Source organism: Humibacter soli (genome assembly GCF_054779035.1).
In genome coordinates this window covers 1,759,019-1,779,072 of record NZ_BAAGYX010000001.1, presented here as the reverse complement: position 1 = coordinate 1,779,072, position 20,054 = coordinate 1,759,019, and the positions used below count along the sequence as shown (strand labels likewise).

The 20,054-nt window shown below is 68.4% G+C and carries 21 protein-coding genes; 7 read left to right on the top strand and 14 right to left on the bottom strand.

Features of this window, described 5'->3' with window-relative positions; all coding sequences use genetic code 11:
- Positions 1-98: 98 nt before the first annotated feature.
- Both ACYVDN_RS08300 and ACYVDN_RS08295 read right to left on the bottom strand, forming a co-directional pair.
- Positions 99-1,028, bottom strand: a complete 930-nt coding sequence (locus tag ACYVDN_RS08300) for an NADP-dependent oxidoreductase (protein WP_460570285.1) — start codon at positions 1,026-1,028, stop codon at positions 99-101.
- A gap of 125 nt (positions 1,029-1,153) precedes the next feature.
- Positions 1,154-1,636, bottom strand: coding sequence for a GNAT family N-acetyltransferase (locus ACYVDN_RS08295; RefSeq protein ID WP_460570283.1), 483 nt, complete (start codon positions 1,634-1,636; stop codon positions 1,154-1,156).
- A gap of 84 nt (positions 1,637-1,720) precedes the next feature.
- Here ACYVDN_RS08295 and ACYVDN_RS08290 point away from each other — a divergent pair, with 84 nt between their 5' ends.
- A complete protein-coding gene (locus ACYVDN_RS08290; RefSeq protein ID WP_460570281.1) occupies positions 1,721-2,233 on the top strand; it encodes a helix-turn-helix domain-containing protein in 513 nt (170 codons plus the stop codon).
- Between the two features lie 10 nt (positions 2,234-2,243).
- On the top strand, positions 2,244-2,576 hold the full coding sequence (locus tag ACYVDN_RS08285) for a HepT-like ribonuclease domain-containing protein (protein WP_460570279.1): 333 nt from the start codon (positions 2,244-2,246) through the stop codon (positions 2,574-2,576).
- A gap of 14 nt (positions 2,577-2,590) precedes the next feature.
- Here the strand turns inward: ACYVDN_RS08285 and ACYVDN_RS08280 are convergent, their stop codons facing one another.
- The 3 genes from ACYVDN_RS08280 to cofD form a co-directional block, all read right to left on the bottom strand.
- Positions 2,591-4,096 carry a flavin-containing monooxygenase gene (locus ACYVDN_RS08280; protein ID WP_460570277.1) on the bottom strand — a complete coding sequence of 502 codons (1,506 nt, stop codon included), beginning with the start codon at positions 4,094-4,096 and terminating at the stop codon, positions 2,591-2,593.
- The gene (locus ACYVDN_RS08275; protein WP_460570275.1) at positions 4,093-6,759 is read right to left on the bottom strand and encodes a bifunctional FO biosynthesis protein CofGH; all 2,667 of its coding nucleotides are present in this window, start codon (positions 6,757-6,759) and stop codon (positions 4,093-4,095) included. Before ACYVDN_RS08275 ends, ACYVDN_RS08280 begins: the two co-directional genes overlap by 4 nt.
- Positions 6,760-6,977: 218 nt before the next feature.
- Entirely contained in the window at positions 6,978-7,967 is a 990-nt protein-coding gene (gene cofD, locus ACYVDN_RS08270; protein WP_460570273.1) for a CofD/YvcK family protein, read from the bottom strand.
- A 184-nt stretch (positions 7,968-8,151) separates the two neighbouring features.
- Here cofD and ACYVDN_RS08265 point away from each other — a divergent pair, with 184 nt between their 5' ends.
- Positions 8,152-8,646, top strand: a complete 495-nt coding sequence (locus ACYVDN_RS08265) for a PNPOx family protein (RefSeq protein WP_460570271.1) — start codon at positions 8,152-8,154, stop codon at positions 8,644-8,646.
- Between the two features lie 126 nt (positions 8,647-8,772).
- Complete coding sequence (locus ACYVDN_RS08260; RefSeq protein WP_460570269.1) at positions 8,773-10,602, top strand: redoxin domain-containing protein; 1,830 nt, start codon at positions 8,773-8,775, stop codon at positions 10,600-10,602.
- Between the two features lie 57 nt (positions 10,603-10,659).
- On the opposite strand, the gene ACYVDN_RS08255 is transcribed toward ACYVDN_RS08260, so the two are convergent.
- From ACYVDN_RS08255 to ACYVDN_RS08240, 4 genes are all read right to left on the bottom strand, one after another.
- Positions 10,660-11,574 carry an Fpg/Nei family DNA glycosylase gene (locus ACYVDN_RS08255; RefSeq protein ID WP_460570267.1) on the bottom strand — a complete coding sequence of 305 codons (915 nt, stop codon included), beginning with the start codon at positions 11,572-11,574 and terminating at the stop codon, positions 10,660-10,662.
- 98 nt (positions 11,575-11,672) lie between these two features.
- Entirely contained in the window at positions 11,673-12,521 is an 849-nt protein-coding gene (locus ACYVDN_RS08250; RefSeq protein ID WP_460570265.1) for an ABC transporter permease, read from the bottom strand.
- Complete coding sequence (locus ACYVDN_RS08245) at positions 12,508-13,440, bottom strand: ABC transporter ATP-binding protein (RefSeq protein ID WP_460570263.1); 933 nt, start codon at positions 13,438-13,440, stop codon at positions 12,508-12,510. Before ACYVDN_RS08245 ends, ACYVDN_RS08250 begins: the two co-directional genes overlap by 14 nt.
- Positions 13,441-13,445: 5 nt before the next feature.
- Positions 13,446-14,558: a LolA family protein gene (locus tag ACYVDN_RS08240; RefSeq protein WP_460570261.1), complete on the bottom strand. Its 1,113-nt coding sequence runs from the start codon at positions 14,556-14,558 to the stop codon at positions 13,446-13,448.
- A 176-nt stretch (positions 14,559-14,734) separates the two neighbouring features.
- Here ACYVDN_RS08240 and ACYVDN_RS08235 point away from each other — a divergent pair, with 176 nt between their 5' ends.
- Positions 14,735-15,310: a cysteine hydrolase family protein gene (locus ACYVDN_RS08235; RefSeq protein WP_460570259.1), complete on the top strand. Its 576-nt coding sequence runs from the start codon at positions 14,735-14,737 to the stop codon at positions 15,308-15,310.
- 21 nt (positions 15,311-15,331) lie between these two features.
- Here the strand turns inward: ACYVDN_RS08235 and ACYVDN_RS08230 are convergent, their stop codons facing one another.
- A complete protein-coding gene (locus tag ACYVDN_RS08230) occupies positions 15,332-15,493 on the bottom strand; it encodes a hypothetical protein (protein WP_460570257.1) in 162 nt (53 codons plus the stop codon).
- 69 nt (positions 15,494-15,562) lie between these two features.
- Positions 15,563-16,378 carry a DUF2510 domain-containing protein gene (locus ACYVDN_RS08225; protein WP_460570255.1) on the bottom strand — a complete coding sequence of 272 codons (816 nt, stop codon included), beginning with the start codon at positions 16,376-16,378 and terminating at the stop codon, positions 15,563-15,565.
- A gap of 78 nt (positions 16,379-16,456) precedes the next feature.
- Here ACYVDN_RS08225 and ACYVDN_RS08220 point away from each other — a divergent pair, with 78 nt between their 5' ends.
- The gene (locus ACYVDN_RS08220) at positions 16,457-16,825 is read left to right on the top strand and encodes an RNA-binding S4 domain-containing protein (protein WP_460570253.1); all 369 of its coding nucleotides are present in this window, start codon (positions 16,457-16,459) and stop codon (positions 16,823-16,825) included.
- A 17-nt stretch (positions 16,826-16,842) separates the two neighbouring features.
- Here ACYVDN_RS08220 and ACYVDN_RS08215 read toward each other — a convergent pair whose 3' ends face one another.
- From ACYVDN_RS08215 to ACYVDN_RS08205, 3 genes are read right to left on the bottom strand one after another with little or no spacing between them, the layout of a single operon-like run.
- Positions 16,843-17,061 (bottom strand): DUF6186 family protein, encoded by a 219-nt coding sequence (locus ACYVDN_RS08215; protein ID WP_460570251.1) that lies wholly within the window; start codon positions 17,059-17,061, stop codon positions 16,843-16,845.
- Complete coding sequence (locus ACYVDN_RS08210) at positions 17,058-17,720, bottom strand: hypothetical protein (protein WP_460570249.1); 663 nt, start codon at positions 17,718-17,720, stop codon at positions 17,058-17,060. Before ACYVDN_RS08210 ends, ACYVDN_RS08215 begins: the two co-directional genes overlap by 4 nt.
- Before the next feature lie 2 nt (positions 17,721-17,722).
- Positions 17,723-18,886, bottom strand: coding sequence for an acyl-CoA dehydrogenase family protein (locus ACYVDN_RS08205; protein WP_460570247.1), 1,164 nt, complete (start codon positions 18,884-18,886; stop codon positions 17,723-17,725).
- 148 nt (positions 18,887-19,034) lie between these two features.
- Between ACYVDN_RS08205 and ACYVDN_RS08200 the strand changes: the two genes are divergently transcribed.
- Positions 19,035-20,051: an aldo/keto reductase gene (locus ACYVDN_RS08200; RefSeq protein WP_460570245.1), complete on the top strand. Its 1,017-nt coding sequence runs from the start codon at positions 19,035-19,037 to the stop codon at positions 20,049-20,051.
- The last annotated feature ends 3 nt before the right edge of the window (positions 20,052-20,054 follow it).

The window sequence follows — 20,054 nt, the reverse complement described above, 5'->3', positions numbered from 1 at the left end:
GAGACGAAGACACGGGGACGAGCCTAGGGTGCGGCGTCGCCGGGTCGGTCCGTGAGGACGGCTCTGTCCATGAGGACGACTCAGTCCATGAGGCCGAGTCAGTCCATGAGGACGACGATGTTCCCCAGGGTGTGCCGGCCGTACGAGCCGAACGCGTCGGCGACTTCGTCGAACGTATGCAGGCGATCGACGATCACTTCGAGAGACCCTTCGTGCACGAGGTCGGCGAGGTGACGCAGGTCCGCACCGTTCGGGTACGCGGCGATGGGGACGAAGGTGAGCCGGTCGGGCGCCGGGTTCGCGTCTGGCATATAGAGCACGGGGGAGACGAACGTGCCGCCGTCTCTGACGAGCGGGGCGATCTCGGCCGCGTCTCCGTGCAGGTGTACCGCGACGTCAACGCCTTCGGGGGCGACGTCGGTGACCGCTTCCGCCAGGTCGGCGTAGTCGATGGCTGCTCGCGCGCCGAGGCGCTCGAGGAGCGCGCGGCCCTCTTCGGTGCGCGCCGTTGCGATGACATCGAAACCGGCGGCCGCGGCCAGTTGCACCACCAGGGTTCCCACCCCTCCTGTCGCCCCGACGATCAAGACCGTCTGTGGCGGTTCTCCCAGCGCGCGCACGATCGCCAGTGCCGTAGAGCCGGTGTGAGCGAGGGATGCCGCGGCGGCGTCCTGCAGCTGCTGAGGTGCCAGGGCGATGCCGCTGTCGACGATCGCAGTGGTGTACTCGGCGAACGCGCCGTCCTGCAGGTATGGCTTGGAGACGACACCGAATACCCGGTCGCCGGCCGCAACGGTGTCGACGCCGGTGCCGAGCGAGTCGACGACTCCGACGAACTCTCTGCCGAGGACGAGCGGATAGCGGTGCTCGAACAGGCCGTTCATGTAGCCGGCGGCAACGGAGATATCGAACCCGTTCACCGACGCGGCCGTGACCTTGATCCGTACCTCGCCTGCCGATGGCTCAGGAACGTCCAGTTCGTGATGTCCCGGGGCAGCACCCTGCTCGAAAACGGCGTAAGCGCGCATGTCGCACCTCTTCTGCGCGTGCCGCTCCCCTTCGGGTCGGGAGATAGGACGGGAGCGCGTCAACTGAAGGAATTACACCCGCGCGAATACGCCGCCAATTCCCCACGAGAGGGGTAGTCCGTGCCCTACGCACAGACCTTTCGCATCAAGAGTTCGTGCCCCGATCCGTCGCGCAGCGGGTCTCCCGGCTCATCCATGAGATCGAATCCGTTGCGCGTGTAGACGGCGATGGCGCGAGTGTTGCTCGGAACGACGGCCAACCACAGCTCTCGCGCGCGGATGGCTGCCCACTCGGAGACGGACGCGATGAGGATGTCCGCGACGCCCATTCCACGAGCAGACGGGTCGACCCACATCGACACCAGTTCGATCGTCTCCGGCCGATCCCCGGGCATCCCGCTCGCCATGCCCGCCGGTAGACCGTTCACCGAGGCGATCAGATTCAGCGCGTCTGGGATTCGAAGGCGCTGGCGCCACTGCCCTTCGGGGGCGCCCCTCCACTCCTCGTACGTCGACCCGAAGGCGAACGGCGCCTCCTTCAGCGCCTGCAGTCGAAGCGACCTCCATCTTGCCCAGTCGTTCTCGCCCACCACATCGATCTCGATCATCAGAGGCAAGCCTGTCAGAGCCTCCTTTCACAGGGTCACCGGTTCGGTCTTATCGGTATTGACGATACGCGATACGATGAGGGCATGACAACACAGGCCGGCGAGATCCTCCGCGCGGCGCGGCAGCGTGCCGGGCTGACGCAGACGGAGTTGGCGAAGTTCGCGGATGTCACGCAGAGCGTCATCAGCGCCTACGAGTCGGGCCACCGCGACCCGTCGCTGACGATGCTGAGAAAGCTGGTCGAGGCGACGGGCTTCCGCCTCGAGGTCTCGGTGGGGGCGGGCATCGGGGTGAACGGCCCACGACGTCCGCTGGCCGAGGTGGTCCACGCGCACCGCGACGAACTGATCTCGGCTCTTGCTGATCATGGAGGTCGCAACCTCCGCCTCTTCGGTAGCGCCGCGCGGGGCGACGACGGTCCCGACAGCGATGTCGACCTGCTCGTCGATCTGGATGACCATGTGGGGATTTTCGATCTCGCAGCGATGGAACTTGCTGCCGAACGCATTCTGGGCGTGGCCGTCGATGTCGTGCCGGCAAACGCACTCAAGCCACGGGTCGCCGAATCGGCGCTCGCGGAAGCCATCGCAGTATGAGGGAGATGACATGGTTCGACGTGATCCGCAGCGACTCGATGACATCGTGATCGCGAGCACTCAGATCGCGGAATATCTCGCGCAGGACGACAACGCAGACCAGGACATGGTCTTCGACGCCATCCGTATGCGTCTCATCGAGATCGGTGAGGCAGTAAAAGCGCTGAGCCCGGAGATACGAGACGCCTATCCAGACGTCCGGTGGAGTGATGCGACGAGAACGAGGGACCTCATGGCGCATCACTACTTCGATACCGTGCGGGAGGTGGTGTTCGAATCGGCGCGGGATGGCGTGCCCGTGCTTCGAGAATCGGTCGAGCAGATCATCCGCGACCGCGGCTGAATACGGGATGCCACTCAGACCGCAGGCGCCGGCACCCCGAACGCCGCAGCGTCGAAGGTGCCGTTGCGTTCCCGGAACGCGTGCGCGTAGCCCGGCCAGAGCAGCGTGAGTCGGTTGCTGCGGTCGTCCACGTACCAACTGGTGCAGCCACTCAGCCAGACGGTGTCGCGGGCGGCGGCATCAAGAGCGGCGACGTAGTCGTTCTCCGTGGCGAGCGGGATGTCGAGGGGCGCGTCCGACTCGTCGAGATGCTCCAGTGCGCCGAGCACGTAGTCGAGCTGAGTCTCGATCATGTACACGGCCGAGTTGTGCCCGAGGCTCGCATTCGGACCGTCGAGCACGAACAGATTCGGGAAACCGTGCACGACGGTCGACGCGTAGGCGCGCATCCCGTTCGCCCAGTGCTCAGCGAGTCGGATGTCGTTCCGCCCGGTCACGAGTTCGGCGAAGGGTGGACGTGTCGCGTGAAACCCCGTCGCGAACACCAGCACATCGAGCTCATGTCGCGCACCGGAGGCCGCGATCGCAGCCGAGCCATCGACACGCTCCAGGGCACTGGTCTCCAGTGTGACGTTCGTGCGCTGGATGGCGGGGTAGAAGTCATCCGACAGCAGCACCCGTTTGCACCCGATCTCGTAGTCGGGCGTGAGCCTCGCGCGCAGCGACGGATCCGCGACCTGGGCGTGCAGATGGGATGCCGCCCGCTCTTGCAGCGCGCCGATCGCCTCCGGCACTCCGAGGCGCTGCGGGAACGCGGCCTCGGCATCCCAGAAGATCTGCTCGCGCAGCAGGTCGCGCTCGGCCGGATCGGCGAAGAGGGCGAGTTCCCGCTCGTCGTACGCGCGATCACCGCGGGGCACCACATACGGGGCCGACCGCTGGAAGACCGTCACGTGACGGGCGCGCCGAGCCAGTTCCGGCAGGAGCTGCACGGCGGATGCTCCTGTGCCGACGAGCCCGACTCGTGCGTCCTCGAGGTCGAGGGTCTCGTTCCACGCGGCCGTGTGCACCACGGCACCGGGAAAGTCGTCGAGCCCATCTATCGCAGGGATGCGCGGCTCGCTCAGCCGACCGACGGCACTCACCAGAGCCCTCGACCGGTAGCGTCCAGCGGTCGTCGTGACCACCCAGCGGGCGGCATCCTCGTCCCAGCGCGCATCCGTGACGGACTCACCGAAGCGGAGGTGCGGCAGGATGCCCTCCTCGCGTGCGCATTCGCGCAGGTACTCCTGCAGCTCGGAGCCGCTCGGGAAGACATGCGTCCAGTCGGGCTTGGTGCGGAACGAGTACGAGTACAGGTGCGAGGGGATGTCGCACGCCACCCCCGGATACACGTTGTCCCGCCACGTGCCCCCGACGTCGTGCGCTCGCTCCAGGATGAGGAACGACCCGCGGTCGGCGCCGGCTGCGGCTTCGCGCTTCAGGCGGATGCCCATGCCGAGGCCCGCGATGCCGGCGCCGACGATGAGTGTGTCGACCTCGGTGACCTCCCGAGCCGTGGGAGCGTCGTGCTCGGTCATCCCGTCACCCGTTCGTATGTGGTGGTGCGCTGCACCAGCGGTCGACCTACCTCGTCGGCGATGCAGCGCATGTCTGTCACGCTGAGCACGCGACCCTGTTCGGGTCCCGCCCACGGCGCGACGTCGCCGTCGATCAGTACACCGCCCAGGTCGTCGACACCGCCTGCCAGCACGAGTCGGGTGCCGCGGAATCCGAGCTTCGTCCAGGCGGCCTGCACGTGATCGATCGAGCCAGCGAGCATGAGCCGCGCGACCGCGTGCACTGCGCGCGACTCCCGCAAGGATGGGCCGGGCCGGGTACCGTCCACCTTCACGGGTGAGTCCTGCGGCACGAACGGCATCGCGATGAACTCCGTGAAGCCCCCTGTGCGGCGCTGCATCGCGACCAGTGTGCGCAGGTGAGCGACCTGGTCGGCCGGTGTCTCGATGTGCCCGTAGACCATGGTCGCCGTCGACCGCAGGCCGGCGCGGTGTGCGGCCTCGACGGTGGCGACCCACTCGGCCACAGGCAACTCGGTGCCGCCGGAGAGGATGTCGCGAATCCGGTCATCAAGAATGCGCGCGCCGGTTCCCGGCACCGTCCCCACTCCGGCCTCGCGGAGTGCGGAGAGATATTCCGGCAGCGGAATGTTCAGTCGACGGGCTCCGTCGAGCAGCTCGATGGGTCGGTAGGCGTGCACGTGCAACTGCGACTTGTCGGCGCGGACGGCACGTACGACATCCAGGTAGGCGGATGCCCCGAGTCCGTCCCCGATGCGCCCCTGCACGCACACCTCGGTGGCACCGTGCGACGCGGCGTCGTCCGCGATCGCCGTCACGAGGTCGAGCGTCAGCTCGCCCTGCGGCGTCGCGCGACCCAGGAGCGACGAGTCGATGTTGCGGTTGACCACGTGGGTGATCTCGTCGCCGACCCGATCGCGTCGCACGGCATCCGCGAGCGTCGCGAGCTCCTCCAGGTCGTCGCCGTCCGCCCCGAGCAGTTCTATGTAGTCGGTGTCCTCGAGCCCGGCGGGGTCGCGGCGTACCGCGTCGAGCAGAGTCCGCACGACCCCGGCGGGGCCCCGAGTCCCCGCACCAGAGACCCGAGACCCCACGCCAGAGACTTGTGACCTCTCGCCGGAGACCCGGGACCTCTCGCCGGAGTCCCGTCCGTCATCCCTACAGCGCCACTTGCGCTCAATTGCGCCAGCCTGGGTGGCGCTGTTGAGCGCACGTGGCGCGATAGCCGGCAGCTGACCGGTCGGGGAGTCGTCGACGCCGGTCGGCGAACCGTCGACACCGGTCGGGCAGCCGTCGACGCCGGTCGGCTCCAGCGACCAGGGCCGCCCGACCACGGGGGCCGTCTCGTCGGCCAGGCCGTAGTCGTCCGCCAGGGCGTACAGATGCGGCTGCACAGCAGGATCGACCCACGGCGACCCCTCGCGCACGAAGTGCGGATGCGTGGTGAGACGCTCGCGCAGCCGGTAGCCCGCGATCCCGGTGAGACGTGCGAGCTCCTCGATCTGCGGCCAGGGACGTTCCGGGTTGACGTGATCCGGGGTCAAGGGGCTGACGCCTCCCCAGTCGTCGATGCCCGCGCGGATCAACAGGGCCAGTTCGTCGTGATCGGTGAGATTCGGGGGCGCCTGCACCCGGGCATCTGGCCCGAGAACCAGGCGGGTGACGGCGACCGCCGCGGCGTATTCATCTGCGGCCAGGTCATCGCGGTGCATCATGGCGGTGGCGTCCTTCGCGCGGAAGTTCTGCACGATCACCTCCTGCACGTGCCCCCAGCGCTCATGGGCATCGCGAATGGCGAACATCGCGTCGACCCGATCGGTGACGGTCTCGCCGATGCCGAGCAGCACTCCCGTGGTGAACGGGATCTGCGACCGCCCCGCGTCGTCGATCACCCGAAGTCGCACCGCGGGATCCTTGTCAGGCGAGCCGAAGTGCGGCTGCCCCTTCTCGGCCCAGAGCCGCACCGACGTGGTCTCGAGCATCATGCCCATCGACGGCGCAGCAGGCTTCAGCCGCTGCAGCTCGGCCCACGTCATGACGCCGGGGTTGAGGTGGGGGAGCAGTCCGGTCTCCTCCAGCACGCGGATGGCCATCGCGCGCATGTACTCCAGGGTCGTCGCGTATCCGTGCTCGGCGAGCCACTCGCGAGCCACCGCCCAGCGGTTCTCCGGTCGGTCGCCGAGGGTGAACAGGGCTTCTTTGCACCCCATCGCCGCGCCCTGCCGCGCGATCTCGAGCACCTCCTCCTCGGAGAGGAACGGCGAGATCCCCGCCTTGGCGAGCTTGCCGGGAGTCTGCACGAAGATGCAGTAGTGGCAACGGTCCTGGCACAGGTGTGTGAGCGGGATGAACACCTTGCGCGAGTAGGTGATCACACCTGGCCGTCCCGCACGTTCGAGCCCCTCGTCACGCAGTCGGCCCGCGACCTCCAGCAGCGCGTCGAGGTCGTCGCCACGTGCGTAGAGCAGTGTCTCGGCATCCTCGTGCGCGGGTCGGATGCCCGAGAGCGCGTTCTCCAGAGACCGCCGCATGCGCTCCGGCGTCGGGCGCAACGCGTCCTGCTCCGTCGCGGTGAGCGACGATGCCCGAGCGGACGCCGCTGCGGGACTGGATGCCGCGGTGCGCGCGGAGACGTCGGTGACGGTCAGGAGTCGAGCAGGCACAGACATCCTCTGCAGCAAAGGGGCGCCACCGAGGGGGGCGTCGAACGGTGGACAAAGCAGGAATGCGACCCAAATCGAGGTCGTACAGCGGACTCGCCGACAAGCCTAGCGAGCCTGCCGCGGGCCTGTTCTCCGGACGTCGGGCTCCGCCGGTTGAGGAGCACGCCGAAGGCATGCGTCTTGAGCTCCTCGACCAGCGAGGCGGAGAGAGGCCGCCGTCAGACCAGCCCGATCGCGGCCTCCGCCATCGCGGCGGTGGTGGGCACGTCGCGCATCCAGAGCGGCACAGCCCGTGCGGCGAGACCCGTCTCGGTCAGCGAAGGCACGACATCCGCATCCTCCTCGGCGACCAGCCAGCCGTCGAGCAGCCCGCCGTTGGGCCTCGCGCCGTAGTGCATGCCGACCGCGAGCGCGGAAGTCTCCACTCCGATCACGGTGAGGCAGGCATCCGCCATGCCGCGCACCGCAGCTCCGCCGATGATCGGCGAGACTCCGACGACGCGGGCCGACGTCTCGCGCACGGCGTCACGAATGCCCGGCACCGCCAGGATCGTGCCCACCGACACGACGGGGTTCGACGGCGGGATCACCACGAGGTCCGCGCCGCGGATCGCCTCGATCACCCCAGAGGCAGCGCTCGCCGACTCCAGCCCGACCTGCACGAACTCGGTTGCGGGAACACCGGCGCGATACCGCACCCACCACTCCTCGAAGTGGATGAGCGACCCGGCCTCGTGCTCGTCGACGGCCTCGCGCAGCCGAACGTGCGTCTCCACCGGCGAGTCGCTCATCGGCAGCAGCCGCGCTCCCGGACGCCACCGCCTGCACAGGTACTCGGTCGCCTCGCTCAGGGTCGCGCCGTCGCGGAGCAGCTCAGATCGCACGATGTGGGTCGCCAGGTCGAGGTCGCCGAGGGTGAACCAGTCCCAGCCCTTGCCGTACGCGGCGATCTCGGCGGACGTGCGGCGGGTCTCGTCCGGACGGCCCCAGCCCTGTTCCTCGCTGATGCCACCTCCGAGCGTGTACATCACGGTGTCGAGGTCGGGGCACACGCGCAGCCCGTTCAGCCACATGTCGTCGCCGGTGTTCACCACGACCGTGACCTCCGCGCCGGGATGCGTCTTCGCAAGATGGGCGAGCAGGCCGCGGGTGAAGCGGGCGCCGCCGACGCCTCCGGCCAGCACGGTCACGCGATGCAGTTCGGTCATCCCTCCAGTCAAGCGCCTCCGGCCGCGCGCCGTGCGCACAACTCCTGCAATTCGCGGTGGTGCGGCCGGTGGGCCCGGTGTTTTGCTGGGGAGTCGGCCGCCCGCCCGGCCGAATTGCAGGAGTTATGCGCATGTGGGCGGCGCGTGACGGGACTCGGCGGAGACGGCAGGCCAGAATCGGGTCATGCGCTCGCCGCTGTACATCGTCAGGGCCTCGGTCGCGTGGTTCTCCCGCACCAGGTTCTTCCGCGCCGTCGGTCCCACCGTGATGCCTCCGCTCGAGCGGACGATGGCGTTCCTCACCGGCGGGCGGGTGCAGATGAGCGGCCTGCTCGTGCCATCGCTCGTGCTCCGCACGACCGGCGCGAAGAGCGGCCTCGAGCGCGAGACGGCGCTGATGTACTGCCCGGAGCCCGGCAAGAGGATGCTCGTGACGGGCAGCAACTTCGCACGCGGTACACACCCGGCCTGGACGTCCAACCTGATCGCCAACCCCGAGGCGGTGGCGGTCGTGCACGGCAGACCGATCCCCGTGCGGGCAGAGCTGATCACGGATGACGAACGAGAAGCCGTCTGGGCGTATATCGAGCACCAGTGGCCCGGCTATCGCGGATACGAGCGCGCGAGCGGCCGGGTGCTGCGCATCTTCCGCCTCATACCCACCCGCCCCGCCGGTTGAGGCACCCCGCCCCTCCCGGTTGAGGCACCAGCGGGAGAAGCTCCCCAGCAGGCAACGTGTATCGAATCGCTGTGAGCACGGGCCTCCCAGCATCCCGTCAGGGGCCGCGCGGATACCGTGACAAGCGTGACGTTGCTGATCATCGGCCTGCTCGGCGGGTTCATCACGGGGATCTCGCCGTGCATCCTCCCCGTGCTGCCGGTGATCTTCCTCTCCGGCGGTGTGCAGAGTGCTCGGCCCGAGTTCTCGAAGGACCCGGTGAACGCGCTGCGCGAGAAGGTCGGCGCGGGCGTGCCGTCCGCGGTCGCACGACGGGCGGCGGCCTCGGCGGCGCCGACCGCTGTCGAGCTCCCGGATGCCCCGCAACTGGTCCCGCGCAGCAGCGGACTCCGCCCCTACCTCGTCATCCTCGGCCTCGTGCTCAGCTTCAGCGTGTTCACGCTGTTCGGCACCCTGGTCATCCAGGCGCTGCACCTGCCCGACGACGTGATCCGCTGGATCGGTCTGATCGTGCTCGTGCTGCTCGGCGTCGGGCTGATCGTTCCGAAGTTCGAGCAGATCCTCGAGAAGCCGTTCTCGTGGATCCCCCAGCGCGCCGTCGGCACCGACCGCGGCGGCTTCATCCTCGGCATCGTGCTCGGAGCCGTCTATGTGCCGTGCGCCGGGCCGGTGCTCGCGGCCATCACCGTCGCCGGCGCCACCGGCAGGATCGGACTGCAGACCGTCGCTCTCACCCTCGCGTTCGCGATCGGCACGGCCATCCCTCTGCTGTTCTTCGCGCTCGCCGGGCGGCGTGTGGGGGAGCGGGTGCGGTCGTTCCGCAAGCATCAGCGGATCATCCGCACGATCAGCGGCGTCGTCATGATCGCGCTGGCCGTGGCGCTCACGTTCAACCTGACGGATGCCATCCAGCGCGCCATCCCGGACTACACCGCGTCCGTGAACAGCTTCATCCAGCACCTCACTCCGCAGAGCCTTGCGGCCGGAGCCGGGGTGGCCGGTGCGCTCGCGAGCTGTCAGACCACCGAGTCGGCGCAACTGCAGAACTGCGGAGCGGCGCCCGCGTTCACGGGCATCCAGAGCTGGCAGAACACGCCGGGTGACAAGCCGCTCACCCTGAAGGCCTTGCGCGGCAAGGTCGTGCTCGTCGACTTCTGGGCGTACTCCTGCATCAATTGCCAGCGCGAGATCACGCACGTGGATGCCTGGTATCAGGCCTACAAGAACCTCGGTCTCGAGGTAGTCGGGGTGCACACCCCGGAGTACGCGTTCGAGCACGATCCGTCGAACGTGGCTGCAGGGGCGAAGCGGCTGGGCATCCAGTACCCGATCGCGATCGACAACCAGTACGACACGTGGAACGCATACGGCAACAACTCGTGGCCTGCTGCTTACCTCATCGACTCGAAGGGGACCGTGCGCCATGTGTCGATCGGCGAGGGCGACTACGGCGGCGAGGAGTCGCTGATCCGCCAGCTGCTCACGCAGGCGGACCCCGGCGTGAGCCTGCCGAAGGCCACCGACCTGCCCGACACCACCCCGCTGAACCCGCAGCAGACGCCCGAGACGTACCTCGGCACCGAGCGTGCGGAGGGCTACGCGGGACCCACTTCGTACGCGGATGGCACCCGCACCTTCACCATGCCGAAGACGGTTCCCGACGACCGCTACGGGCTCGACGGCACGTGGGTGATCGGGGGCGAGTCGATCACGTCGCGTGGCGGATCCTCCATCACCCTCAACTACGACGCCTCGAAGGTGTACCTCGACGTCGGCGGCACGGGAACGCTGACCGTCACGCAGGGCGCGACGCCGTCGGGGACCGACGCGAAGAAGATCGCGGTGTCAGGCGCTCCCGACATCTACACCGTGGTGTCGACGTCATCGCCGAAGCGCGGCACCGTGACGATCCAGCTCAGCCCCGGCCTCTCCGCGTACTCGTTCACCTTCGGGTGACGGGTCGCGCCCCCTCACCGTCGGTTGAGGAGCGCCGCAGGTGCGTCTCGAAACCGCCTACTTCAGCAGCCGCGACAGCACCCGGTCGGCCAGCGGCTTGCCACCGGTCTGGCACGTAGGGCAGTACTGGAACGTCGAGTCCGCGTAGATCACCTGCTTGATGGTGTCGCCGCACGCCGGGCACGGCTCGCCGAAGCGGGCGTGCACGTTGAGGTTGGACTTCTTCTCGGCCTTCAGCTCCGAGGCCTTGAGCCCGTCCGCGCGTTCGAGCGCTTCCCGGAGCATCCTCTGCATCGCCTCGTACAGCCGGTGCACGTCTTCGGGCGGCATGTTCGCAGGCTTGAACGGCGACATCTTCGCGGCCCAGAGGATCTCGTCCGAGTAGGCGTTGCCGATTCCCGCGATCAGCGACTGGTTGCGCAGCACACCCTTGATCTGCGCCCGCCCTGCCGCTGACAGGATGCCTGCGAACACCTCCTCCGTGAACTCGGGTGCGAGCGGGTCGGGGCCCAGTCGCGCGATGCCCGGTACATCCGCCGGATCCCGCACCAGCGAGATCGAGAGGCTCTTCTTGGTGCCGGCTTCGGTGATGTCCACACCCGAGCCGTCGTCGAGCACGAGCCGGGCGGCAAGCGGCCCGGTGCTCCGGCCGCGCGGTCGTGCTGTGGGCACGGGTGCGGCTTCGCGCCAGCGGATCCAGCCCGCCCGTGCGAGATGGATGATCAGGTGCAGGTCCACGCTCGTGCCGGCGTCAGCCCCCGTGCTCTCCTGGTCGTCGGGTCGCAGCGTGAGGTCGAGGAACTTGCCGTGCCTGCCGACGCCGACCACGCGCATCCCGTGCATCGCCGACACCGGTGGATCGAAGGTCTTCAGCGCGGCGAAGGCGGTGACATCCAGTCGGTCGATGACGCGCCCGCCGAGCCGACCGTTGAGATCGGCAGCGAGCGCGTGCACTTCGGGCAGCTCAGGCACCCCACCAGTGTGCTCTACTGCGCCATTTGCGCGCTATCGCGCCAGCACGACGGGCGCAAAAGAGCGCACGTGGCGCAATCGTCGGTCGGCGGTCTCCGTCAGCTCAGGATGTCCTTCGTCGCGAAGCGCGCGTAGGCCAGCGCCCCGAACACCACGACGTAGCCGAGCTGCAGCAGGGCGTTCTGGCCGTAGGAGTCCCACACGATCGGATCGCGCAGCAGGTCGCCGAAACCCAGCCAGTAGTGCGTGAAGAGCCAGGGATGCAGCCAGTCCAGTTGCGGAAGCTGGTCCATGATCTGAGACACCCCGGCCAGCACCACGGTCGCAGCCATGGCGCCGACCGGCACCGTCGTCAGCGTGGAGAAGAAGAGGCCGATCGCGCCCAGCCCGAGCAGAGAGAGGGCGACGTAGCAGGCGAGCAGGCCCGTGCGGGTGAAGAATCCCGCCGCTCCGACCGTGTCGCCGGAGAGCAGGGTCACGGGTCCGATCGGGAAGAGCAGCGCCCCGATCCCGACCCCCGCGAGCACGATCACCACAGTCGCGGCGAGGGAGAAGGCGGCGACGCCCGCATACTTCACCAGCAGCAGGCGCACCCTTCCTGCTGGCGCGACGAGCAGGTAGCGGAGCGTGCCGAGCCCGGCCTCACCGGCGATCGTGTCGCCGGCGACGACGCCGAGGGTGAGCGGCAGAAACAGGGGGACGCAGACGACGAGTGCCGTGAACCCCACGAAGAGGCCGTTGTGCGTGATCGAGCCGAGGAAGGCAGGACCCCGCCCGCTCTCGCCCGCTCCGGTGATGCGCACGACGATGGCGATCATCACGGGAACGGCCGCAAGAGCGACGAGCATCGCCACCGTGCGCCTCCGACGGAACAGCGTGCCCAGCTCGGAGCCGAGCAAGGCGAAGACCCTGAGCCGCTGCGCTTCTGCCGGCTCACCCTGCGACATCGAAGCCCTCCCCGGTGAGCGCGACGAAGCGGTCCTCCAGCGAGGGCGACGACACCTCGAACCCGCGCACCCGAACCCCTGCGGCGACGAGTGCGGACACCAGGGCCTCGGGGGCGACATCCGAATTCAGGCCCGCCGTCACCACGTCGCCTGCCACCGACGGCGTCAGGCCGAGACCGGCCAGCACTGACGACGCGAGCCCGGCATCGGGAGTGTTCACCACGGCTTCTCGTCCGCCCGTCGCACGCAGCTCCTCGAGGGAGCCGGACGCGACGAGACGCCCCGCCCGCATCACTGCGACGTGGCTGCAGAGCTGCTCCACCTCGCTCAACAGGTGACTCGAGACGAAGATCGTCGTGCCGTCGTCCGCCAGCCGACGGATGAGCGCCCGCACCTCGCGAGTGCCCTGGGGGTCGAGCCCGTTGCTCGGCTCGTCGAGCACCAGCAGCTCGCGGTCTCGCAGCAGCGCGCCGGCCAGCCCCAGCCGCTGCTTCATGCCGAGCGAGTAGGCGTGCGCCTTCTTGTCGGCGGCGTGCGACAGGCCGACTCGGTCGAGTGCGACGGACACCCTGGTACGCCTGGTTCCCGGCACGGACCGCGGATCGGCGGCATCGAGCCTGCTCAGGTTCGCGCGCCCAGTGAGGAACGGATAGAACGCCGGCCCCTCGACCAGCGCGCCGACACGGGGGAGCACGCGTGCGGACGCCCTTGGCATCCGTTCCCCGAGCAACTCGACGTCACCGGCGCTCGGCGTCGCCAACCCGAGAAGCATGCGGATGGTCGTCGTCTTTCCCGACCCGTTCGGTCCGAGGAATCCGAACACGGAGCCGCTCGGAACATCGAGGTCGAGCCCGTCGACCGCGAGCTGCCGACCGAACCGTTTGGTCAGCCCTGTCGCACGGATGGCGGGGTGATTCACCTGCGCTACTTCGCCGCGGACTCGAGTGCGGTGAGCGGAACCGCTCCTGCGTACACGTTGCCGTTGCCGGCGATGAACACCGAGAACAGCGACGTCTGCATTCCGCGTCCGCCGTCGACCGACTGCGTCAGCTCGTTCAGCATGCGCAGCTGCGAACCTGTCAGGCCGGAGAGGCCGGAACCCGATGTCGAACCCAGCGCGGTGGCGGGAACCTCGACGATGGATGTCCATCCCGTACCGGTCACCGTCGGACGAGACGACTCAGGGAGTCGGTTCTTCGGCTTCGAGGCGTGCGAGTCTGCGGACAGCGTCTTGGTCGTGACCTTGGCGCCCTGCGGGGGCGTGAACGTGAAGTTCGACGCCGCGGGGGTACCGAAGTCGATCGAGGAGAAGCGGACGGTGACCGCCGGCGACTTCTGGCCGCTGGCATCCACCTGAACGGCGAGCGGAACGCCGGTCTTCGTGTCGACGGACAGCACGGCCTTCGAGACCAGCGTGCCGGCAGCCTCAGACGACTTCGGCGCCAGGGTCAGACGCCAGACGTCGCGGCCGGCGGTGGATCCCTTCGAGACCGTCAGCGCTGAGTCCTTCTGCGCCTGCGCGACGAGCTTGTTCGCGAGATCCTGCGGAGTCGTGGATGGCGTCTGATCGTTCGCGCTGGTCTTCGACGGGAGCGTTGCTTTCACGGCCGCGTTCTTCTGCGAGTCCCACGTCCAGACGGTGCGGCCGTTGTGGATGACGTCGCGCTCCGCGAGGCTCTCGATCACCTGCACCCGTTGCTTCGTCGGGCCGTCCACGTAGACCTTGGCGGTGTGCGAGGCGGTCAACAGGTCGAGGATGTTCGAGACCTGGGCATCCGACCCGCCCATTCCGCTCATGCCGTCGGGCAGTTGCGGGAGTCCGAGATCAGAGGTCTGCTGCAGCGTTCCCGAATAGTGCGCGTCTTTCGCCGTCGCGATGAGCGCGAGCACCTGAGCGGCCGTCGGCGTCTTCGTGACGCTGGCAACCGATTCTGATCGGTCGGACGACGGCGCATTCGCGAACGCGGGAGCCGCAACGACTCCTGCGACCACGACGGGCGCCACGATCGCGGGGAGCCACTTCACAAGTCTGTTCATCGGTATCACCTCGGGAGCCGGACCCGTCGGAGGTCAGGTCCAGAAATCAGGGTAGGTCGGAATACTCCGCCTGTGCTGTGCGCCCGTGAAGTTGTGAACGAACGGTGTAGCGGTGAAGAGGACCGTCATCATCCGGGGCCTGCGACGAGCTGGTGCAGCACGAGCAGAATGGCGATATGACCAGGGCCCTTCTCATCGTCGACGTGCAGAACGACTTCACCGAGGGTGGTGCCCTCGGCGTCGAGGGAGGGGCCGCCGTGGCGGCAGGAGTGACGGAGCTCTTGCGGCGGCATCCCGACCGATACGACCTCGTGATCGCCTCCCGCGACTGGCACAACGGCGACGATGACAACGGCGGACACTTCGCCACCGATGCTGAGCCGGACTTCGTCACGACCTGGCCTGCACACTGCGTCGCGGGCACGGCGGGCGCGGAGTACCATCCGTCGCTCGACGCGTCACTCATCGACACCCATGTGAAGAAGGGGCAGGGGATGCCCGCCTATTCCGCCTACGAAGGAGCGGTGGATGACGGCCGCACGCTCTCCGACGTGCTCGACGATGCAGGGGTCACCGAGCTCGATGTGGCCGGAATCGCGACGGACTACTGCGTGCGGGCTTCCGCACTCGATGCCCTCGAAGACGGGCGGGAAGTCACGGTTCTGAGTGACCTGATCGCGGGCGTCGCGGCCGAATCGTCACGCCGCGCACTCGACGAGCTGCGCGACGCCGGGGCGATGGTCACGCCGTAACGCGGGCCGCCCGCGAGGGGGTCAGTGGTGCGAACCCTCGATGGAGTAGTGCTCGACATCCACGATCGAGGCGCGCTCAGGGTGCGCCTTGCGCGTCTTGGCGTCCTTCGCTGCGTCGTACAGGCACCAGAAGCAGAACAGCCCCATGATCACCGCTCCAGCGGCGAAGACGATGTACTCCACGGAACTCTCCCTCTCGTCGGCTCGCGATCACTCACTTTACCGTGCGCCGGCATCCACTCTCGCATCGCGTCACGACGTGGTCCCTGACATGTACGGAGTGATGATTCCGGCCACCGAGTTCACCGCGATCACGATCTTGACCGTGACCAGAACGATGCCGATGACGAACACCGCGATCGTCGCCCAGATCGGCCACAGCGAGTCGCGTGCCTTGCGGCGGTGGGCGACGACGGTGCGCCCGATCACGTAGACCGGCGGCAGGAACTGCCACGCCCAGTGGAACGGACGCACGACTCCTCTGCGGCTGAGCTCGCGGTAGTCGAAGTAGGCGAACATCACGGTGAGGCCGTAGATCACGAGGTTCAGCGCGTCGACCAGAAGGATTGTGCCGGTGAACGTTCCCAGCGACGAGGTGAGCCTGGAGAGCTCGCCCGGGGTCGTGGCGCCGCCAGAGAGGCTGATCTCGAAGACCGCGCGGAAGTACCCGCTGAAGTCGACGAACAGGAACGCGATCGTGCTCAGCAGCGGCAGCCCGACCACGAGCCAGATGTGCGTGGTGAGGGATGACGTGCCAGGCGCCACCGGCGGGTAGATGACCGGCGCGGGCGCCTGATATCCGGGCTGGACCTGCTGCTGCGTGTACTGGACCGGCTGCGCATGCGGCGCCTGCGGCGGGTAGGGCACCGGCTGGCCTGCGACCTGCTGGCCCGGGACCTGCTGGCCCACCACCTGACCCGGCACCTGCTGGCCCGGCGCCTGGACCGCCGGCCGCGAGTGCTCCGTCCAGCGCGTTCCGTCCCACCAGCGCTGTCCTCCGGGGTTACGCGGATCGGGATCCGGGTACCACGCGGCGGGAGTGGGCTGCTGCCCGTTGGGGGTGCTCATCGCGAATCGCTCCACTTCATCGAGGCAGGGGGACGGGCCAGAGCGTAGCGCACGTCGTTATCGACCTACCATGGTGCGATGGCCGAGACGACGACACGGGCAGACATCTGGGTCTGGTCGGTGCGGTTCTACAAGACCCGGTCGCTCGCCACGGCGGCGTGCAAGGCCGGGCATGTGAAGGTCAACGGCGAGCGCGCGAAGCCCGCCCAGGTCGTGCGCGTCGGCGACGAGGTGCGGGTTCAGACCGATCGAGAGCACATCGTCGAGGTGCGCGGCATCCTCACCAAGAGGGTCGGAGCACCGATCGCCCAGGCCGCGTATCAGGACAACACCCCTGCGCTGCCCCCGCGGGTCGAGCAGCCGAGCTCGGTCATCCGCGAACGGGGCTCAGGCCGACCCACCAAACGCGACCGCCGCGACCTGGAGCGGCTGCGCGGCCGAGCCTGACCGCGGACGCCGCAGCCCTACGACGCGGCGGGCAGGGGTGCGACCACGAAGAAATGCCATCCGAGCCACCACCAGAACATCAGGATCGTGATGCGGATGGCCCGCGACGCCATCACCCGATCGAGAAGCGTTCCGAACGGGGCCACCCGCTCGGGCTCCCGCCTGCCGTACCAGGCCAGCACGAGTGCGAAGAGGCCGACGGCCACGAAACCTGCGATCGTGATGAAGCGACTCACGAGCGGCGTCCTCTCCGCAGCAGGGCGGCCCCGGCCAGAAGCCACAGGGCGGCGCACGCGCCTCGTCCGATCGGGTTCGCGACGATGGGGTCGACGATGTCGGACAGCGGTGGATGATCGAACTCGGCGCTCGGCGACGGCATGGCGAGGAAGAACGAGGCTAGCTCCCACAGACACAGGAAGACGCCCGCTGCCGCCCACAGCACGGCCGAGCGCCTCAGAGCGCGCCGAAGCACGACATCCTCTCGCTCCGTCTTCGGGCCGAGGGCGGTGGGCGGATCGTCACGCCAGGCGACGATCAGCGCGGTCGCACCGATGACAGCAACGGTGATCAGGTCGGCGAGGCCGAACTGGGGGGCGAAGGCGATCACCGCGACGGCGATGATGCCGAGGGTGACCTGCACGGCGAGACGCACGCGGGGGAGCGGGTAGCGTCGGAGGAAGCGCAGCCATCCGGCGGCATCCGCCAGCAGTGCAGCCCCTGCTGCAAGGAAGAACACGCCATCGACGGGCGCCCCGCGGTAGATCTGGAAAGAGCCGCAGAGCACCAGGATCGTGATCCACCACCAGTCGAGGCGCATGCGCGCGGCGAAACCGGGCGCTCTCGTCGGCGCTTGCGTCTCGTCGTGCCGTGTTCGCCGCCAGGACTGATCGGTCATGGTCAGCTCTCGAGCGGACCCAGCCAGGCGGTCGCGACCGTCGAGTGGGCCGACTCGTCGTCGGAGGGGTGGAACATTCCCGCTAGCACGTCGCGGTAGAGACGCCCGAGCTCGCTCGAGGAGAAATAGCTGCCGCCCCCAGAGACCCTGATGGCCTTGTCGACGACGTCGCGTGCCGTCTCCGTTGCGCGCACCTTCATGCCGACGAGCTTCGCGAACCACTGACTGCCGTGGTCGACGAGCGCGTCGACATCGCCGGTGATGGCGTCGAGCTGGGGAGAGAGGGCGTCCTGCGCGATGGCGGCGTCGGCGATGCGCCAACGGATGTCCGGATCCTGCGCATACGCACGCCCGTCGTTCTTCATGGAGGTGCGCCGCTTCACGGCTTCCACCGCCAGCTCGAGCGCCCGTTTGCCGATCCCGGTGTACACGGCGGCGAGCAGCAGTTCGAAGCTGGAGAAGATGCCGAAGGTGAGCAGATCGCCGTTCGGGCCGGGATCCAGGCGACGGATGATCCGCTCGGCGGGCGCGTGCGCGCCGTCCAGCCGTGTCGAGTTCGACTGGCTTGCCCGCATGCCGAGGGTGTCCCAGTCATCCGCGATCTCGAAGCCGCCTGCGGCGCGGTCGATGAAGCCGAACACGATCTTCGGCGCATCGGCGCTCGTGGAGTCGAGTCCCATCGTGCCCAGCCGCGTCCACGCAGGGGACAGGGAGGTGAAGATCTTCGTGCCGTGGAACGTGTAGCCGCCGTGACCGTCCGGTCGGGCATCCGTTCGCGAGCCGAAGAGCACGAGGTCGTTTCCACCCTCGCTGATGCCGAAGCCGAAGACCTCACCGGCTCCCGCCTCGCGCTGCAGGAACTCCAGCACAGCGTCGCCGCGGTCTCGCATGGCCTTCGCGACGCCTGTCCACACCAGGTGCATGTTCACGGCGAGCGCTGTCGCGGGGGCGGCGGATGCCAGCCTCACCTGCTCTCGGGCGACGTCGCGAAGAGAGAGGCCGAGCCCGCCGAACTCCGTCGAGACGAGGGCGCGCAGGTAGCCGGCATCCTTCAGCTCTGCGAGGTCTTCGGCGAAGAACGCGTTGTCACGGTCGTACCCGGCTGCACGAGAACGGATGCGCTCCAGCAGCTCGTCGGACAGCACCTGTACAGCAGACTCGCTCACGTTGCACAGGCTACGCCGCAGACCGCGCGCCGCGAGCCCTGAACGCTCCTGGGAACCGCGGCAGCATAGCTGCCTCGGCGCTGGCGTCGCGGCGAAGGCCCACCGGGCCTCCGCCCATAGCTCCAGCGCGCACGATATCGTGGCCCGCATGCAGCAACGCACCCTTGGCCGCACAGGCCGCACCGTGTCCGTGATCGGCCTTGGTACCTGGCAGCTGGGCGCCGACTGGGGCAACGTGAGCGAGAGTGACGCGCTCGACGTGCTCGAGGCATCGGCCGAGGCGGGCGTCACCTTCTTCGACACGGCCGACGTATACGGGGATGGCCGCAGCGAGAGCATCATCGGCCGCTTCCGCGGCGCTCACCCTGATGCCGGCATCACCGTCGCCACGAAGATGGGCCGTCGCGTCGAACAGGTGCCCGAGAACTACACCCTCGCGAACTTCCGCGAGTGGATCGACCGCTCGCGCGCGAACCTGCGCACCGACACCCTGGACCTGGTGCAGCTGCACTGCCCGCCCACCGCGGTGTACTCCGACGACGAGGTGTTCGATGCGCTCGACATCCTGGTCTCCGAAGGCGCGATCGCGAACTACGGCGTCAGCGTGGAGCGGGTCGACGAAGCCCTCGCCGCGATCGCGCGACCGAACGTGGCGACGGTGCAGATCATCCTCAACGCGTTCCGGCTCAAGCCCCTCGAGCAGGTGCTGCCCGCTGCACAGGATGCCGGAGTGGGCATCATCGCCCGCGTTCCGCTTGCTTCGGGTCTGCTCAGCGGCAGGTACACGAAGGACACCACTTTCGCGCCGCAGGACCACCGCACGTTCAACCGGCACGGTGAGGCGTTCGACGTGGGAGAGACCTTCTCGGGCGTGGACTTCGCCACCGGCGTCGAGGCGGCGGGCAGGTTCGCGGATGCCGTCGCGTCCGTTCGCGAGGCGCAGGGCCTCGACTGCGCAGACAAGCTCACCCCCGCGAAGGCGGCGATCGGGTGGGTGGCGCAGCTTCCGGGCGTGAGTTCCGTCATCCCCGGTGCGCGGAACGTCGATCAGGCTCGCTCCAACGCCGCAGCTGGTTCGGTGCCGCCGCTCGGCGACGACTTCGACAGCGCTGTGCACGAGATCTACGACGAGTACATCAGGGCGAGCGTGCACGACCGCTGGTGAGCG

Bases quoted from the DNA above. Each gene is read 5' to 3' on its own strand.
- ACYVDN_RS08200 (WP_460570245.1), top strand. From the start codon at position 19,035: ATGCAGCAACGCACCCTTGGCCGCACAGGCCGCACCGTGTCCGTGATC.
- ACYVDN_RS08280 (WP_460570277.1), bottom strand. From the start codon at position 4,096: ATGACCGAGCACGACGCTCCCACGGCTCGGGAGGTCACCGAGGTCGAC.
- cofD (WP_460570273.1), bottom strand. From the start codon at position 7,967: ATGACCGAACTGCATCGCGTGACCGTGCTGGCCGGAGGCGTCGGCGGC.
- ACYVDN_RS08240 (WP_460570261.1), bottom strand. From the start codon at position 14,558: ATGAACAGACTTGTGAAGTGGCTCCCCGCGATCGTGGCGCCCGTCGTG.
- ACYVDN_RS08295 (WP_460570283.1), bottom strand. From the start codon at position 1,636: ATGATCGAGATCGATGTGGTGGGCGAGAACGACTGGGCAAGATGGAGG.
- ACYVDN_RS08225 (WP_460570255.1), bottom strand. From the start codon at position 16,378: ATGAGCACCCCCAACGGGCAGCAGCCCACTCCCGCCGCGTGGTACCCG.
- ACYVDN_RS08235 (WP_460570259.1), top strand. From the start codon at position 14,735: ATGACCAGGGCCCTTCTCATCGTCGACGTGCAGAACGACTTCACCGAG.
- ACYVDN_RS08290 (WP_460570281.1), top strand. From the start codon at position 1,721: ATGACAACACAGGCCGGCGAGATCCTCCGCGCGGCGCGGCAGCGTGCC.
- ACYVDN_RS08300 (WP_460570285.1), bottom strand. From the start codon at position 1,028: ATGCGCGCTTACGCCGTTTTCGAGCAGGGTGCTGCCCCGGGACATCAC.
- ACYVDN_RS08220 (WP_460570253.1), top strand. From the start codon at position 16,457: ATGGCCGAGACGACGACACGGGCAGACATCTGGGTCTGGTCGGTGCGG.
- ACYVDN_RS08250 (WP_460570265.1), bottom strand. From the start codon at position 12,521: ATGTCGCAGGGTGAGCCGGCAGAAGCGCAGCGGCTCAGGGTCTTCGCC.
- ACYVDN_RS08210 (WP_460570249.1), bottom strand. From the start codon at position 17,720: ATGACCGATCAGTCCTGGCGGCGAACACGGCACGACGAGACGCAAGCG.
- ACYVDN_RS08285 (WP_460570279.1), top strand. From the start codon at position 2,244: ATGGTTCGACGTGATCCGCAGCGACTCGATGACATCGTGATCGCGAGC.
- ACYVDN_RS08265 (WP_460570271.1), top strand. From the start codon at position 8,152: ATGCGCTCGCCGCTGTACATCGTCAGGGCCTCGGTCGCGTGGTTCTCC.